Annotated in this window: 12 protein-coding genes; 4 read left to right on the forward strand and 8 right to left on the reverse strand. The window is 64.4% G+C overall.

Annotated elements, in window-relative coordinates; all coding sequences use genetic code 11:
- Window positions 1-160: 160 nt before the first annotated feature.
- Entirely contained in the window at window positions 161-2,119 is a 1,959-nt protein-coding gene (locus tag B015_RS0105155) for an acetoacetate--CoA ligase (RefSeq protein WP_026226916.1), read from the reverse strand.
- Window positions 2,120-2,302: 183 nt separating this feature from the next.
- On the opposite strand from B015_RS0105155, the gene B015_RS0105160 reads away from it, so the two are divergent.
- On the forward strand, window positions 2,303-4,198 hold the full coding sequence (locus tag B015_RS0105160) for an AsmA family protein (protein ID WP_018426600.1): 1,896 nt from the start codon (window positions 2,303-2,305) through the stop codon (window positions 4,196-4,198).
- Between the two features lie 81 nt (window positions 4,199-4,279).
- Here the strand turns inward: B015_RS0105160 and xseA are convergent, their stop codons facing one another.
- Together xseA and B015_RS0105170 are read right to left on the reverse strand one after the other, a co-directional pair.
- Window positions 4,280-5,845, reverse strand: coding sequence for an exodeoxyribonuclease VII large subunit (gene xseA, locus B015_RS0105165; protein ID WP_018426601.1), 1,566 nt, complete (start codon window positions 5,843-5,845; stop codon window positions 4,280-4,282).
- Window positions 5,846-5,901: 56 nt separating this feature from the next.
- A complete protein-coding gene (locus tag B015_RS0105170; RefSeq protein WP_026226917.1) occupies window positions 5,902-6,858 on the reverse strand; it encodes a LysR substrate-binding domain-containing protein in 957 nt (318 codons plus the stop codon).
- A 173-nt stretch (window positions 6,859-7,031) separates the two neighbouring features.
- On the opposite strand from B015_RS0105170, the gene B015_RS0105175 reads away from it, so the two are divergent.
- A complete protein-coding gene (locus tag B015_RS0105175) occupies window positions 7,032-7,322 on the forward strand; it encodes a DUF1127 domain-containing protein (RefSeq protein WP_026226918.1) in 291 nt (96 codons plus the stop codon).
- Window positions 7,323-7,577: 255 nt separating this feature from the next.
- Here B015_RS0105175 and B015_RS0105180 read toward each other — a convergent pair whose 3' ends face one another.
- The 3 genes from B015_RS0105180 to B015_RS0105190 form a co-directional block, all read right to left on the reverse strand.
- Window positions 7,578-8,483, reverse strand: a complete 906-nt coding sequence (locus B015_RS0105180) for a DUF937 domain-containing protein (protein WP_018426604.1) — start codon at window positions 8,481-8,483, stop codon at window positions 7,578-7,580.
- Between the two features lie 79 nt (window positions 8,484-8,562).
- Window positions 8,563-9,936, reverse strand: a complete 1,374-nt coding sequence (locus B015_RS0105185) for a glutamate--cysteine ligase (RefSeq protein WP_018426605.1) — start codon at window positions 9,934-9,936, stop codon at window positions 8,563-8,565.
- A gap of 142 nt (window positions 9,937-10,078) precedes the next feature.
- Complete coding sequence (locus B015_RS0105190; protein WP_018426606.1) at window positions 10,079-10,660, reverse strand: TetR/AcrR family transcriptional regulator; 582 nt, start codon at window positions 10,658-10,660, stop codon at window positions 10,079-10,081.
- A 75-nt stretch (window positions 10,661-10,735) separates the two neighbouring features.
- Here B015_RS0105190 and B015_RS0105195 point away from each other — a divergent pair, with 75 nt between their 5' ends.
- Window positions 10,736-11,647 (forward strand): alpha/beta fold hydrolase, encoded by a 912-nt coding sequence (locus tag B015_RS0105195; protein WP_018426607.1) that lies wholly within the window; start codon window positions 10,736-10,738, stop codon window positions 11,645-11,647.
- Here the strand turns inward: B015_RS0105195 and B015_RS0105200 are convergent, their stop codons facing one another.
- Window positions 11,648-12,379 carry a 16S rRNA (uracil(1498)-N(3))-methyltransferase gene (locus B015_RS0105200; RefSeq protein ID WP_018426608.1) on the reverse strand — a complete coding sequence of 244 codons (732 nt, stop codon included), beginning with the start codon at window positions 12,377-12,379 and terminating at the stop codon, window positions 11,648-11,650.
- A 189-nt stretch (window positions 12,380-12,568) separates the two neighbouring features.
- Window positions 12,569-13,228 carry a hypothetical protein gene (locus B015_RS0105205; protein ID WP_018426609.1) on the reverse strand — a complete coding sequence of 220 codons (660 nt, stop codon included), beginning with the start codon at window positions 13,226-13,228 and terminating at the stop codon, window positions 12,569-12,571.
- 80 nt (window positions 13,229-13,308) lie between these two features.
- Between B015_RS0105205 and B015_RS0105210 the strand changes: the two genes are divergently transcribed.
- Window positions 13,309-14,007: a GMP synthase gene (locus B015_RS0105210; protein WP_018426610.1), complete on the forward strand. Its 699-nt coding sequence runs from the start codon at window positions 13,309-13,311 to the stop codon at window positions 14,005-14,007.
- The last annotated feature ends 187 nt before the right edge of the window (window positions 14,008-14,194 follow it).

Raw genomic sequence — 14,194 nt, forward strand, 5'->3', positions numbered from 1 at the left:
CGAATTCGAGGAAAGGGATTTCTCCCTCAAGTTAGGCACGACTATCAGGCCTGAAACTTAACAGCTCCTTACCTGGCTGCCTCGAAGTTTACGAAAGTGTACCACTCCTGAAGTCTAGGTAAATTTGTCGGTCACCCTTTGTTAAGCATGCGCACCCCGCTCAGTTCCTGAGCTGTTCGATATCCCTGTAGAGGTCGAGGGCTTCGGGGTTGGCCAGCGCCTCCTTGTTCTTGACCGGACGGCCATGGACGATGTCGCGCACCGCAAGCTCGGTGATCTTGCCCGACTTGGTGCGCGGGATGTCCGTGACCACGACGATCTTAGCCGGCACGTGGCGTGGGCTGGCGCCGGTGCGGATCTTTGTCCGGATACGCTTTTCGAGATCCTCGTCGAGGGAAAGGCCAGCCGCGAGGCGGACGAACAGCACAACGCGCACGTCGCCATCCCAATCCTGGCCGATGCACAGGGCCTCCAGTATTTCCGGCAGTTGCTCGACCTGGTTGTAGATCTCGGCCGTACCGATGCGCACCCCGCCGGGGTTCAGCGTGGCGTCCGAGCGGCCATGGATGATCAGGCCGCCATGGCCGGTCCATTCGGCGAAGTCGCCATGGCACCAGACATTGTCGAACCGATCGAAATAGGCCGCGTGATACTTGGCACCGTTGGCGTCGTTCCAGAAACCGATGGGCATTGCGGTAAAGGCCCTGGTGCAGACGAGCTCGCCTTTTTCCTGGCGCACCGGTTTGCCCTGGTCGTCCCAGACGTCGACGGCCATGCCGAGGCCGGCACCCTGGATCTCGCCGATCCAGACCGGTTCCGTCGGTACGCCCAGAACGAAGCACGAGACGATGTCGGTGCCGCCGGAGATCGAGGCGAGGTGGACATCCTTCTTGATGCTGTCATAGACGAACTGGAAATCCTCGGGCGACAGCGGCGAGCCTGTCGACGACAGGGTGCGCACGGTGGACAGGTCGTGGCTGTCGATGGGTCTCAGGCCCGCTTTGCGGACGGAGTCGATGAATTTCGCCGAGGTGCCGAAATAGGTCATCTTCTCGGCGTCGGCGAAATCGAACAGCACATTGCCGTTGGGATGGAACGGCGAGCCGTCATAGAGCAGCAGCGTTGCCTCGGCGGCGAGCCCCGAGACAAGCCAGTTCCACATCATCCAGCCACAGGTGGTGAAATAGAAGAAGCGGTCGCCGGGCACGAGGCCGGCATGCAGGCGCAGCTCCTTGAGATGCTGCAGCAATGTGCCGCCGGCCGAATGCACGATGCATTTGGGGATGCCGGTCGTACCGGACGAAAACAGGATGTAGAGCGGATGGTCGAAGGGCAGGGGCTCGAACGTCACCGCCTTTGCCGAAAATGGCGCGAGCGCATCCTCCAGCGCCTCGGCCTTGGCGATGCCGGAGGCGACGTCCTCTGCCGTTCCGAGATAGTCGACGACCAGAACCTTCGTCGCACTGGCCAGCTTCTCGGCCACGGCGGCTATCTTTGCACCGACCTCTATGTGTTTGCCGGCATACCAGTAGCCGTCGGGGGCAATGAACACCTTCGGCTCGATCTGGCCGAAGCGGTCGAGCACGCCCTGTTCGCCGAAATCGGGCGAGCATGACGACCACACCGCGCCGATCGAGGCGGTCGCCAGCATGGCGGCCACAGTCTCCGGCATGTTCGGCATCATCGCAGCGATACGGTCGCCCTTCTTGATGCCTAGCGACACGAACAGCTGCTGCAGCCGCGACACCAGCGCCGAAAGCTCGTCCCAGCTCAGGCGCCGTTCGATCTTGTCCTCGCCGCGGAAGACGATGGCCTCGCCGTGGCCCGTGCCGCGCAGCAGGTTCTGGGCGAAGTTGAGCCTTGCATCGGGAAAGAATTTCGCGCCCGGCATCCTGTCGCCGTCGGCCAGCACGCGGCCGCCTTTTTCGCCGATGACACCGCAGAAGTCCCAGACCAGATCCCAGAAGGCGTCGCGGTCGTCGACCGACCAAGCGTGCAGAGCGGCATATCGGGAGAACTCGCGCCCCGCACGCTTGCCCGCCTCGGCTGCAAACGCCGTCAAGGGTGCGGCTGCAATCCGCTCTGCAGAGGGTGTCCAGAGGGGCACTTCAACAGTCATCGATGTCTCTCCCAAAACCGCATCCGGTTATGCATGTCGCATTGCAGCAGATCAAGGAAATGTCGATTTGCGCCAATGGGCTGTGCGCAAACGTCATGGAGAGGCCACAAAGACTTGAAATGCCGCTGTTCTCGGTTACACCCGGATGCCATCGGAGCGCAGCACGGGCAGCACAAGGGCAACATGCCATCACCACTGTTCAAGCGCGGTATCTGGGCGATCGTCGGCCTCGCCGTCCTGATCGTCTTTACCGTCGCGGCGGTGCCTTTCGTCGCTTCCACCCAGATCGTCAAGGATCGCATTGCCTTTGAGATGAGCGCGTGGAGTGGCTTCCGCGTCTCTTTCGACGGCACGCCGAGCATCGAAATATGGCCCGTCTTCCGCGCAACGCTGAAGAACGTCACCCTCACCGACTGGGACGACGAGCAAGGGTCGCCGATCATCGATGCCGAGCGTGTCGAAATCGAGCTCTCGGCCCTTTCGGCCCTGTCGGGCAATGTCGATTTTTCCGATGCGCATTTCGTCCGCCCCACCTTGCGCATAAAGCGCCGGGCCGACGGTGGTTACGAACTGCCGCAATCGCGCGGCGGCAGGCTCGAGCGCTCGATCGAGCGCACCCAGGAAATGGTCGCTGCAAACCCCTCCGAACCTGACATCAAGGGCCTGCCTTCCGACAAGTTTGGCGCCGTCGAGTTCATCGACGGCCGGGTCGTTGCCGTTTCCGACGAGGGCAGCGACGAGATATTGAGCGACCTGACGGGCAAGGCCAGCTGGCCGGCGCTGAACAAGGCCGGCAGCATGGCCGCGACCGGTGTCTGGCGCGGTGAGCCGGTGGCGCTGGAATTGACCTCCGAGCGCCCGCTCTTGATCTTTGCCGGCGGTAGCGCACCGATCACGGCGTCGATCAAATCGGCGCCGGTCGAGGCCAGCTTCGAAGGCACCGCCCGCCTCACTGGTGACGCACATGTCGAGGGCCATACCAAGATTTCGGCGCCCTCGTTCCGGCGTGTGCTGGAGTGGTCGCAGCCCGGCGTGCTGCCCGGCAGCCCGGTGGGCTCCATCTCGATTGCCTCGAAGGTCACCGGCGATCTGTCGCGGCTCAAGCTCGACAATGCCAAGGTCACGCTCGACAGCAATCCGGGCATGGGCATCCTCGACCTGTCGCTCAACGGCCCGGTACCATCGATCTCCGGCACGCTTGCCTTCGACACGCTCGACCTGATGACGTTCGCCTCGGCCTTCGCGCCGATGGCACCGACGAGCTCTGGCAACAGCGAGATCGACACCAGCTTTGCAGATCACGTCAATCTCGACCTCAGGCTGTCGACCACCAAGGCCACATTCGGCGCGATCTCGCTGGCGGAGGTTGCCGCGACCGCCCAGGTCAAGGGCGGCCTCGCGGCCTTCGACATTTCCGACGCCGAGGCCTTCGGCGGCAATGTCCAGGCCGGCATGCGCTTCGACCGCCAGCCTGGAGGCACTCAGGCCGAAATCCGGCTGCTCGCCTCCGACATCGACGGCGGTGCCTTCGGCGCTGCGGCCGGCTTGGGGCGCATCGTGCCCATCGGCCGCGGCACGGTTTCGGTCATCCTCAAGGGGCCGGGGCTCAGCTGGAACACGCTGTTGCAGAATGCCAACGGCTCGATCTCGGCGACCTTCGGCGTCGGCGCCATACCGGGCCTCGATCTCAAGGCGTTCCTCAAGCGTACCGGCGAGCGCGGCTTCTTCTCGTTGGACGAGGTCTCCGGCGCAACATTGCCGGTCGATGGCGTCGAGCTCAAGGCCACCATCTCCAATGGCGTCGCCAAGATCGACAAGGCCGAGGCGCGCACGCCCGCCAATCGCATCTGGCTCACCGGCATCGTGCCCTATGTCGGGCGCGGGCTGGCGCTTTCGGGGGCTGTTGAGCCCAGGGAAACGGCTGTTACGGCGGGCTCGACGACCACGCCTGCAGCACCCGCCGACGCGCAGCCGCGCACGGCCTTCTTCGTCGGTGGTTCCTGGAGCGCGCCGTTCATTTCGCCGCTGGAGCCGCCGGCGGCCTCCGTCCCGGCGTCGTCGGCACCCAAGGCTGACTAAGAGCGCCCTGCGTCTTGATGGACGCTCCAGTTTGTCGAGCTTGGGCTTGGCGTTTTCCGAAATCGAATCCGATTTTAGAGTCTAGAATAGGCTGCCCTGGCTACCGGGCTCCTTGGCCCGCGGAGCTGGCTTGGCTGCCGGCTTCGCCTTGGCATCGCCGCTGGTCGCCACCGCATTGGCGACACCATCGGCGAACTCGATCGACAGGGCTGCGCCCGTCGCCACGTCGGCCACGCGCTTGAGCACAGCACCTTCGGCATCGCGCACCAGCGCGAAACCGCGCGCCAGCACTGCCTTGTGCGACAGCGTCGCCATCAGCCGCTCGGCCTGCGACAGCTTGGTGCGGGCGCGTTCGAGCCTAAGGCCGACAGCCTGTGCGCCGCGCCGCTCAAGGCCGGTCAGCTGCAGGCGGAACGCTTCCTGGCGGCGTGCCAGCGGTTCGGGCGAAAGCCTGCCCTTCGTGCGGTCGAAACGGATGCGTTTTTCGCGCACCATCGCCCGCAACGCCGCGTCGGCCCGCAGCATGTCGCGGTCGAGATGCCGACGGGTCTCGGTGATGCGCCGCGACAGCGTCGCTGGCGACAGCCGCACGGCCGAAAGCCGGGCACGCTTGCGCTCGGTTGCCACGATCAGCGCGCGCCCGAGCCGGCTGGTCGCCTCATCGAAGCGTCGGCGCGGCAAGGCCAGCAACTGGTCCGGCGTCGGCAGGGCGCGGGCCGCGGCCCGCACCGCTTGGCTCCGCCTGTCGATCATGCGCGACACTGCCCCACGCAGCCGCGCACTGAGATTGGCGAGCGTAGCCTCGAGCTCGGCTTTGACAGGCACCGCAAGCTCGGCCGCGCCTGTCGGCGTCGGCGCGCGCATGTCGGCGGCAAGGTCGATCAGCGTCCAGTCGGTCTCATGGCCCACGGCCGAGATGACGGGGATATGCGAAGCGGCCACCGCGCGGATCAGCGCCTCGTCGTTGAAGCCCCAGAGGTCTTCGAGGCTGCCGCCGCCGCGCGCCACGATCAGAAGGTCAGGCCGCCGGAGGTTACCTTCCTCGGGCAGTTCGTTGAAGCCGTTGATGGCGTTTGCGACTTCGGCGCCCGACGTCTCGCCCTGCACCCGCACAGGCCAAACCAGCACGTGAAGCGGAAAGCGGTCCTTGATGCGGTGGATGATGTCGCGGATGACGGCGCCAGTCGGCGAGGTGACCACGCCGATCATCATCGGCATGAACGGCAACAACTGCTTGCGCCTGTCGTCGAACAGGCCTTCGGCCGCTAGTCGGCGCTTGCGTTCCTCGAGCAGCGCCATCAGCGCTCCGGCGCCGGCGGGCTCGAGATTGTCGATGACGATCTGGTACTTGGACGAGCCGGGATAGGTGGTCAGCTTGCCCGAGGCGATGACCTCCATGCCTTCTTCGGGGCGGAACTTCAGCCGGCTCATGGTGCCCTTCCACACCACGGCTTCGATGCGCGAGCGGTCGTCCTTCAGCGCAAAATAGGCGTGGCCCGACGAGTGCGGGCCGCGGTAGCCCGAAATTTCGCCGCGCACGCGCACATTGCCGAACGTGTCCTCGACGGTGCGCTTCAGCGCGCCGGAGATTTCGCTGACGGTATATTCGGTCGCGTTCGTACGTGATTCGGTGGCAAGTTCGGTCATGGCGCGATTGAGGTCCGCCGGCCCCTGCTCGTCAAGCTTGGAGCGTCAGGACTGGTCTACCATCCCGGCATAATATGGCTGGGCTTGAGCCGGCGTCCGCGATTGGCCATCAACGCCTGGAAATCGAATGTACCGGCTTCCTCCGGGATCGGAACCGAGATGTTGTCCAGGCTCTCGCTAATATGACGGGCAAGGGCGTCGATAATCTCCGGCCGGCTCGAATGGCCGCGCAAGATGCCGATCTTGCAGTCGGGCAGGGCGCCGAAGCCGTCGGCGTCGCCCAGCACCCGCATGCCCGGCCTCAGCGCGCATTCGGGCAGCACCGAAACCGCCAACCCCGAAAGCACGGCGGCGGTGATGACGGTTGCCGACCAGCTGGTGAACAAGACGCGATACTGGCGGCCGCTGGCGTCCAGTATGTCGGTTGCCATCCGCCGCCACTGGCAGGTCGGACGGCCGAAGGCCATCGGCAGGATTTCTTCCTCGTGCACCATGTGGCTGGCCGAGGAGACCCAGAGCAGCGGTTCGTTGCGCACGATCTCGGTTGGCCGCGTGTCCTCGCATTCCGTTACCAGCGCGATGTCGAGATTGCCGCGCCGGATCTGGTCGGCGAGATTTACCGTCGGCTCGCATACCACCGACAGCTCGACACGCGGGTTGGAGCGCGAGAACCTGGCCATGATCTCGGGCAGGAAACGGTCGGCATAATCGTCCGGTACGCCGATGCGGATGGTGCCTTCCAGCGCCCGGTCGTCGAAGGCGGCAAGGGTCTCGCGGTTGAGCTGGAGCAGCCGTCGCGCATAGGAGAGCAGCCGTTCGCCTTCTTCGGTCAGCTTGTTCATGCGTCCATCCTTCGCAAACAGCGCCTTGCCGACGCGTTCCTCAAGCCGGCGCATCTGCATCGACACGGCCGACTGGGTGCGATGGACCTCGTCTGCGGCGCGCGTGAAGCTGCCCGTGTCGACGATGGAGACGAATGTCTGGAGCTGGTCAAGGTCGAGAGGAGCGGCCATTGTCGTTTCCATCATGAACTTTGATGCTAAAGATTAAAAACATTCGTTGGATTAATCAATAGACCGCAGGCACAGTGTGATTGTCCACATAAGGCATGTGAATCGGAATCGGGGCGGCGGAAGGAGCGTCGACCGGGAGGGGACCCGTTTGTCCTGTGATCTGGAGAGAGACAATGACCACGCTCGACCATTGCGCTGAGACGACGCATTCCGCGGCTCGCCCGGTGAATGCGATGCGTATCGTCAACTATGCAGCCGATCTCCTGCGCGCCTGGAAAAATCGGCGCGCATTCTATCGCCTCGGCGACATGACCGACACCGAGCTGGCCGACATCGGCCTCACCCGCGGTGATCTGTATGTGGCAGTTGATCTGCCCTTTGCCAGCGACCCGACCGTCCGGCTTCGCTCGATCCGCCAATCGCGATCCGAGAACGTCGAGGCGATGGCCCGCCGCGTCGCCTGATGCGGTGCATGCCCCGAAAATCGCATAAGATTTCGGACAGGATCATGCACCAACCCGAGGTTTTACAGCGCTTTTTGCGCGTTCAGCCGGATGCGCGGCGCTGTTGAGTTTAGCAGGCTCCCCACTCCCAGCCGGTCCCCGCCGGCCTTGCCTGCACGTTGCCCGGTCCTCCCAAGGGACCGGGCTTTTTTTTATGAGTAAGTAGTGAGTAGCAAATAGGGAGCAGGCCTCCACTACTCACTATTCCCTACTCGCTCACCTGTATTTATCCATCCCCTTGCTGAACTGGTCGAAGATCGACTCGACGCCCTTCTGGTAGTCGTCGCGCTGCTGGCTGCCGGTTTCGAACATCTTGCCGAACAGGTCGTCATAGGGATTGCGCGGCCGGCCGCTCGGATTGGCCTGTGGCTGCGGCTGGCGCGCCTGTGGCTGCGGGTCGGGCTGGGCACTGCCGCCGCCCAGCATCTCCTCGAAGATCTTGCCCAGCGGGTTGTCGCCATAGGGGCTCTGCGCCTGGGGTTGCGACTGGCGCGGTGTCGGCTGCTGCGCCTGGCCGCCGCCGAACATGTCCTTGAGGATTTGGCCGAAGGGATTGTCGAACGGATTGGGCGCCTGGCTCTGTTGCGGTGCCGGCTGCGGCTGCTGTCCGCCGCCCATCATGCCGCCGCCCTGCCTCATCATCTGCTCGATGATATCGCCGAGCGGATTGTTACCGCCCATGCCGCTGGCCGCCTGCATCTGGCCGGTCGACTGCTTGAACAGCCCGCCCATGATCATCGAGGCGACGACCGGCAGCATCTGCTGGAGGATATTCTGGCCGACACCCGTGGCCTGAGCGGCTTGCGCCGCCACCGCCCGCGACAGGTCCTTCGAGCCGAACAGATGACCGAGGATGCCGTTGCCTTCGTCGACGCCTTGAGGCGAGAAGGCGCGGGAGGCGTCATCGAAATATTTGGCGTGCTGGCCGCTCGCCATCGCCTGGAGGAACGAGCCGACGCCATAGGGGTCGGAGGCATTGCGCTTCAGCCCCTGGCTGAAGGCCGGCATCAGCGCCTCGAGCGCGGCCTGCGTCTGCTGTTGGCTCAGCCCGAATTGGCGCGACAGCGCGTCCATGCCGTTGCCGTTCTGGGCATTGGCCAGCATCTCGAACAAGGGCAGCATTTTTTCCTCCTGGGACTATCTCCAGGAGGAAGCTAGTGCGTTTCCGGGGTGGAATGAAGGGGCTTTCGCCGCTTCCGCCTCAGTAGGCGTATTCCAGGAAAACCGGCTCGATCGAACCGCCCCAGCGCGTGTGATAGGCGTTCAGCATTTCTTCCGCGCTGGTGGTGCCGCGTGCAACGACCTCGTCCAGCGTGTTGAGGAACCCCGATTCGTCGAAGCCGTCGCGGTTCTTGTTGCCACGGTTCACCAGGCCCTGCCGCGACAGCGCCAGCACTTCGCGGCCGACCTCGCGCAAGGTGGTGTTGCGGAACGGCGCCGAAATGCCCTGTTCGGGCACCGCGTTGCGCATGGCCAGCACTTCTTCGTAGGTCCAGTCGCGAGTGAGTGCCTCGGCAGCATCGAGCGTCGCGGGATCGTAGAGCAGGCCGACCCAGAAGGCGGGCAGGGCGCAGATGCGGCGCCATGGGCCGCCGTCGGCGCCGCGCATTTCGAGGAAACGCTTGAGCCGCACATCCGGGAACAGCGTCGACAGATGGTTGGCCCAGTCGCCCATGGTCGGCATGCCGTCGGGCACTTCATTGCGCGCGGCGCCCGCCATGAACTGGCGGAAGGTCATGTGCGTCATGTCGTGATAGCGGCCGTCGCGGATGACGAAATACATCGGCACGTCGAGCGCCCACTCGGCGTAGTCGGCAAAGCCGAACTCCGGCGAGAAACAGAAATCGAGCAGGCCCGAACGCTGATTATCGGTGTCGCGCCAGATGTCGCCGCGCCAGCTCTGCATGCCGTTCGGCTTGCCATCGGTGAAGGGCGAGTTGGCAAACAGCGCCGTCGAAAGCGGCTGCAGCTTGAGCGAAACCTGCATCTTGCGGCGCATGTCGGCTTCGCTCTCGAAGTCGAGATTCACCTGGATTGTGCAGGTGCGATACATCATGTCGAGGCCCTTGGTGCCGACCTTGGGCATGTAGGCGGTCATGATGTCGTAGCGCGATTTGGGCATGCGCGGGGTCTCGACCAGCGTCCATTTCGGGCTGCCGCCGAGGCCAAGGAAACGAATACCGAGCGGCTCGGCGATCTCGCGCAGCTGCGCCAGATGGGCGTTGCCCTCGCGACAGGTCTGGTGGATCGTCTCGACCGGCGCGCCGGACAGCTCGAACTGGCCGCCGGGTTCCAGCGAAATGGCGCCCTGGCCGGTCGGCTCTACCAGGCCGATAATGCGGCCGGCATCGATGATCGGATCCCAGCCAAGTGTCTTCTGCATGCCTTCGAGCAGCGTGCGGATGCCGCGGTCGGTGCCATAGGGCACAGGCGCATTGCCGTCGACATAGAAGGGGAATTTCTCGTGTTCGGTGCCGATCCGCCATTTGTCGCGCGGCTTGTTGCCGGCAGCCAGGTAGCCGACGAGTTCATCCATGCCCTCGATGGGCTGGAAATCGGTGGTGTCGCGCGCCATAAAGTTTCTCCTGGGGCGGAAGAACGGTGGCGCTTGATGGACGATCCAGCGCTCGCCGATCAAGCGAAAAATCCTGAGCCTTCGTCAACAGATATTGAATGATTTCGCTACGCCCGGGACGGCTGGCAAGTCCTTGTCTTGACTATCGCACGGGAAGGGCAGTCCGAACCAGCGTTGCGGCCGCGTCCCCGGCCGTTTCCATGTAGCTCGCATCGCGGTTGAGCAGCACCACCGCAAAAGCGCCGTCAAGCAACAGGACGACCTGGCGGGCAAGGGCCTCGGCGCCTGTAGCCCCGACTTCGGTGAGTTCCTGCCGCAGCCAGGCCTCGACGCGTTGCTTGTGGGCGATGCCGGTCCTGATCGCGGGGTGTCCGGGCATGTCGGCCAGTTCGGCCGCCGTGCGCAGATAGCCGCAGCCTTTCCACTTGGGGTGCCGCGCCGATGTGGCGAGGTTCTGGAAGATCGCCCGCACCTTCTGCTCCATTCCGCCCTCGGCCTCTGCAAACCAGCGCTGGAACAGGGCGAGATTGGGTTGGTCGCGGCCGTCGAGATAGGCTGCGATCAGTTCGTCCTTGCTGGTGAAGTGGTAATAGAGCGTGCGCTTGGTCAGCCCCGCCTTCTCGGCCACGGCGTCGACGCTGACGGCGCGGATGCCCTCGCTGTAGAAAAGCTTCGAGGCGGCATCGACGATGCGCTCGCGCGTCGGTTTCTCGGACGTTCTCATGCCAGAAGTATACCGACTAGTGAGTGTAATCCAAAGGCGGATTTCGCTAGCCCTTGCTGGAGAAAGCGAGGTCCCATGTCGATTGCGGTTTCAGTGGTCGAGCCACGGTCGGTCGAAATCGCCTGCTGCGACGGCGTGGCGTTGCGCGGCCATATCTGGCCGCATGCGCGCGGCGAAAAGGCAGGCACCGTCATTGTCAACCCGGCCACGGGTGTGCTCGCGCGCTACTACCATCGTTATGCAACCTTCCTCGCCGGCCACGGTTTCGATGTCATCACCTACGATTATCGCGGCATTGGCGCGTCTCGGCCGGCGAGCCTGCGCCGCTGCGGCTATCGCTGGCGCGATTGGGGCGAACGCGACTTTGAAGCCGTGCTTCATCTCGCAATTCGCCTCGATCCCGTTGCGCCGCTATTGGTGGTCGGTCACAGCATCGGCGGCGTGCTGTCTGGATTGGCCGAATCGGCCCCAGCAGTGGCCCGAATGCTCACCGTCGGTGCGCAATATGCATACTGGCGTGACTATGCTGCCGAGAGGCGTTTGCGACTTTTTCTCAAATGGCATGTGGCCATGCCCGCGCTGACCGCCCTGTGCGGCTATTTTCCCGGCAGGCGGCTCGGCTGGCTCGAGGACTTGCCGGCGGGCGTCGCCAACGAGTGGAGTTTTCGCCGCGCCCGCATAGAGCTTAATCACCCAGAAGCCGAGCGGGCCGACGTGCTCCGTCGTTTCGCCGCCGTCACGGCATCCATCCTCGCCATAGGTCTCAGCGACGACGAATTCGGCACGCCAAAGGCAATCAGCCGGGCGCTGGACTACTACGCCGGCTCCAGCACGACCCAGCTGCTGCTTTCACCTGATGATTTCGACCGACAGCAGATCGGCCATTTTGGCCTGTTCCACAGCCGCCATGCCGCCGACTTCTGGCTCGATACGCTGCTGTGGCTGCGTGACGGCATCAACCCGTGGCCGAGCAAGATGCTTGCCTGATTACCAATCGCCGATGGCGGCCTGGATGACCGCGAGGGCCGCCACCGCCGCCGTGTCGGCGCGCAGGATGCGCGGTCCGAGCGGAATGGCCGTCACATAGGGCAGGGCGCGCAGCATGCGGCGTTCCTCGTCGGAGAATCCGCCTTCGGGCCCCACCAGCAGGGCAAGCTTGCGCTCCTTGATTCCCTGCAATGCGGCCATCGGGTTGTTGGTCGACGCGTCCTCGTCGCAGAAGACCAGTCGCCGTTCCTTGTCCCAGTTGGAAAGCAATTGCTCCAGCTTGACCGCCTCGGTCACCTCGGGGATGGCCAGGATGCCGCATTGCTCGGCGGCTTCCACCGAATTGGCCCGCAGCCGGTCGATGTTTGGCTTCATCTGCGTGTGCTGGGTCATGACAGGCACCAGCGTGCCGGCGCCCATCTCCACCGCCTTCTGCACGAGATAGTCGAGCCGGCCGACCTTCAGCGGGGCGAAGCAATAAACGAGATCGGGATGTTCCGGTTGTGCGCGCTGCAATTCCAGCACTTCGAGCCGCACGGCCTTCTTGGTGCGGCCGCCAATCCTTGCCGTCCATTCGCCGTGGCGGCCGTTGAAGACCAGCACTTCCGCGCCTTCGGCGAGGCGAAGCACGTGGGTCAGATAATGGCTCTGCTGTGGATCGGCGTCGAAGCCCGTCCCGGCCGAGAGGTCGTCGGGCACGAACAGCCGTTGCATCTTGTAGTTTGCGCGCATGGCCGAGCAATGCGGCAGGCCGCGGTGGCGGTCAAGGGGCAGCCTCCGGGTCGAATTTGCGCGTCTCCTGTCGTTCGAGTGCAAGGACGAGCTGGCGGCACTTTATGGCCTGTCCATGGTCGCGCCGGCACACAGGCATGACCAAAGCCTATTTCGCCGCTGTGCTCCACGTCCAGGCCCGCGGCACTGCTATCTCTCCGCAAGCCGCTCCGCGCTAGCATGCCACTCCGGCCGGTAACCCGCCTCAAGCACGGCAAGCGTCGTCACCGGCGTGATGATGCACATCTCCTGGTCGGAGAGTTCGTCGAAGCCGAAGGCCGCGTCGTATCCGCCGAAGCTCCAGCGCAACGCCTTGCCGCCGCGCACCGCATAGTCGGAGGCGCCGTCCGAAAACATCGCGCCGTCGGGCAAAAGGCGCAGGCCGTGGCGGTCGAGTTCCACCGGCTGGCCACCGGAGGCCAGCCTTTCCTCGTGCAGCCGCCCGTCGATCTCGCCGACCTTTGGCTCGTCTGCATTGAAGGCGCTGGCATAGGCCTTGGAAAAAGCCTGGGCGCGCGCCCGCCGGCAGTAGAAACAGGGCCGGTGGCCGGCGGCCAATGCCGTCACCTCGTCGAGAAAGAACAGCTCGGTCCAGCCGGTCTTGCCGCCGGGCCGGTTTCGCCCCATCGGCACACGACGCACGCCCTTGAACTCGAGCGCGCAGGTGATCCATGCCTTGGTCGCCCAGCGCTTGTGCAGCAGCGTTTTCGTATCGGGGTCGTGGATGATGCCGCGATTGCCGGTGAACATGCCGCGCTCGGGCGTGGCGTCTATTTCGCCGAAGGGGTCGACCCGGTTTTGCAGTGGCATAGCCGATCCTTCTTGGCTGCGTGGTAGGCCGCATGATAGGGCTCGCCGCAACTTTGTCACCGCCTGCCGGAAAGGCCGAGATGCGCGTCCTCGTCGTTCAGAACTTTGAAAGCACCGGCCTCGGCCAGGTTGGGGAGGCGCTTGCTGAGGTCGGCGCCGAGCTCGACCTGTGCAACGCCCATCTCGGCGATGCGCTGCCCTTGGACGCCGGCGAGCACGACGCCATCGTCATGCTCGGAGGTGGTCAGAATGCGCTCGACGATGCCCATTCGCCCTATTTTCCCGAGCTGCTCGCGCTGACCCGCGATTTCGTCGATCGTGACAAGGCCGTCCTTGGCATCTGCCTCGGCTGCCAACTGCTGGCGCGTGCCTTTGGCGGCCACAACCGCATCGGCGGCGCCACCGAATTCGGCTGGCACGGCGTGTCGCTGACCGAGGATGCGCTCGATGACCCTGTTTTCGCCGAACTGCCGGACCGTTTCTCCATCTTCCAGTGGCACGACGACACCTTCACCATGCCGGAAGGCGCGATCAGGCTGGCCGGCAGCGCCGTCACTGGAAACCAGGCGTTCCGCATCGGCCGCGCCGCCTATGGCACGCAGTTCCATTTCGAGGCCGACCGCAAGCTGGTGCGCGAGTGGAACAGCGCCTTCGCCGACGTGATCGCCAGGAACCAGCCTGACTGGCCCGAGCGCCACGATGCCGAGGCAGAACGCCATGGCCCCGAAGCCGATGCGGTCGGCAAGGCGTTGGCTCGCGCCTGGGTTGCAGCTATCTGAAACATCGATGGCGGCCGGAACCTCGCCAGAGGCCGCCCGATAGCCATTCCGTGACATTTTTGGCACTGCGAAAAAAATCCGCTGTGGACGGTTCCGCAGTGGCTGGATTGTGCCCAAAAGCCTTTCTAAAGACAGCCTCGCGCCAGCCGACGGTGGTATCGCGAATGAACCATCTCCAAGGCTCGTG

Source organism: Hoeflea sp. 108 (assembly GCF_000372965.1).
Lineage (GTDB): Bacteria > Pseudomonadota > Alphaproteobacteria > Rhizobiales > Rhizobiaceae > Aminobacter.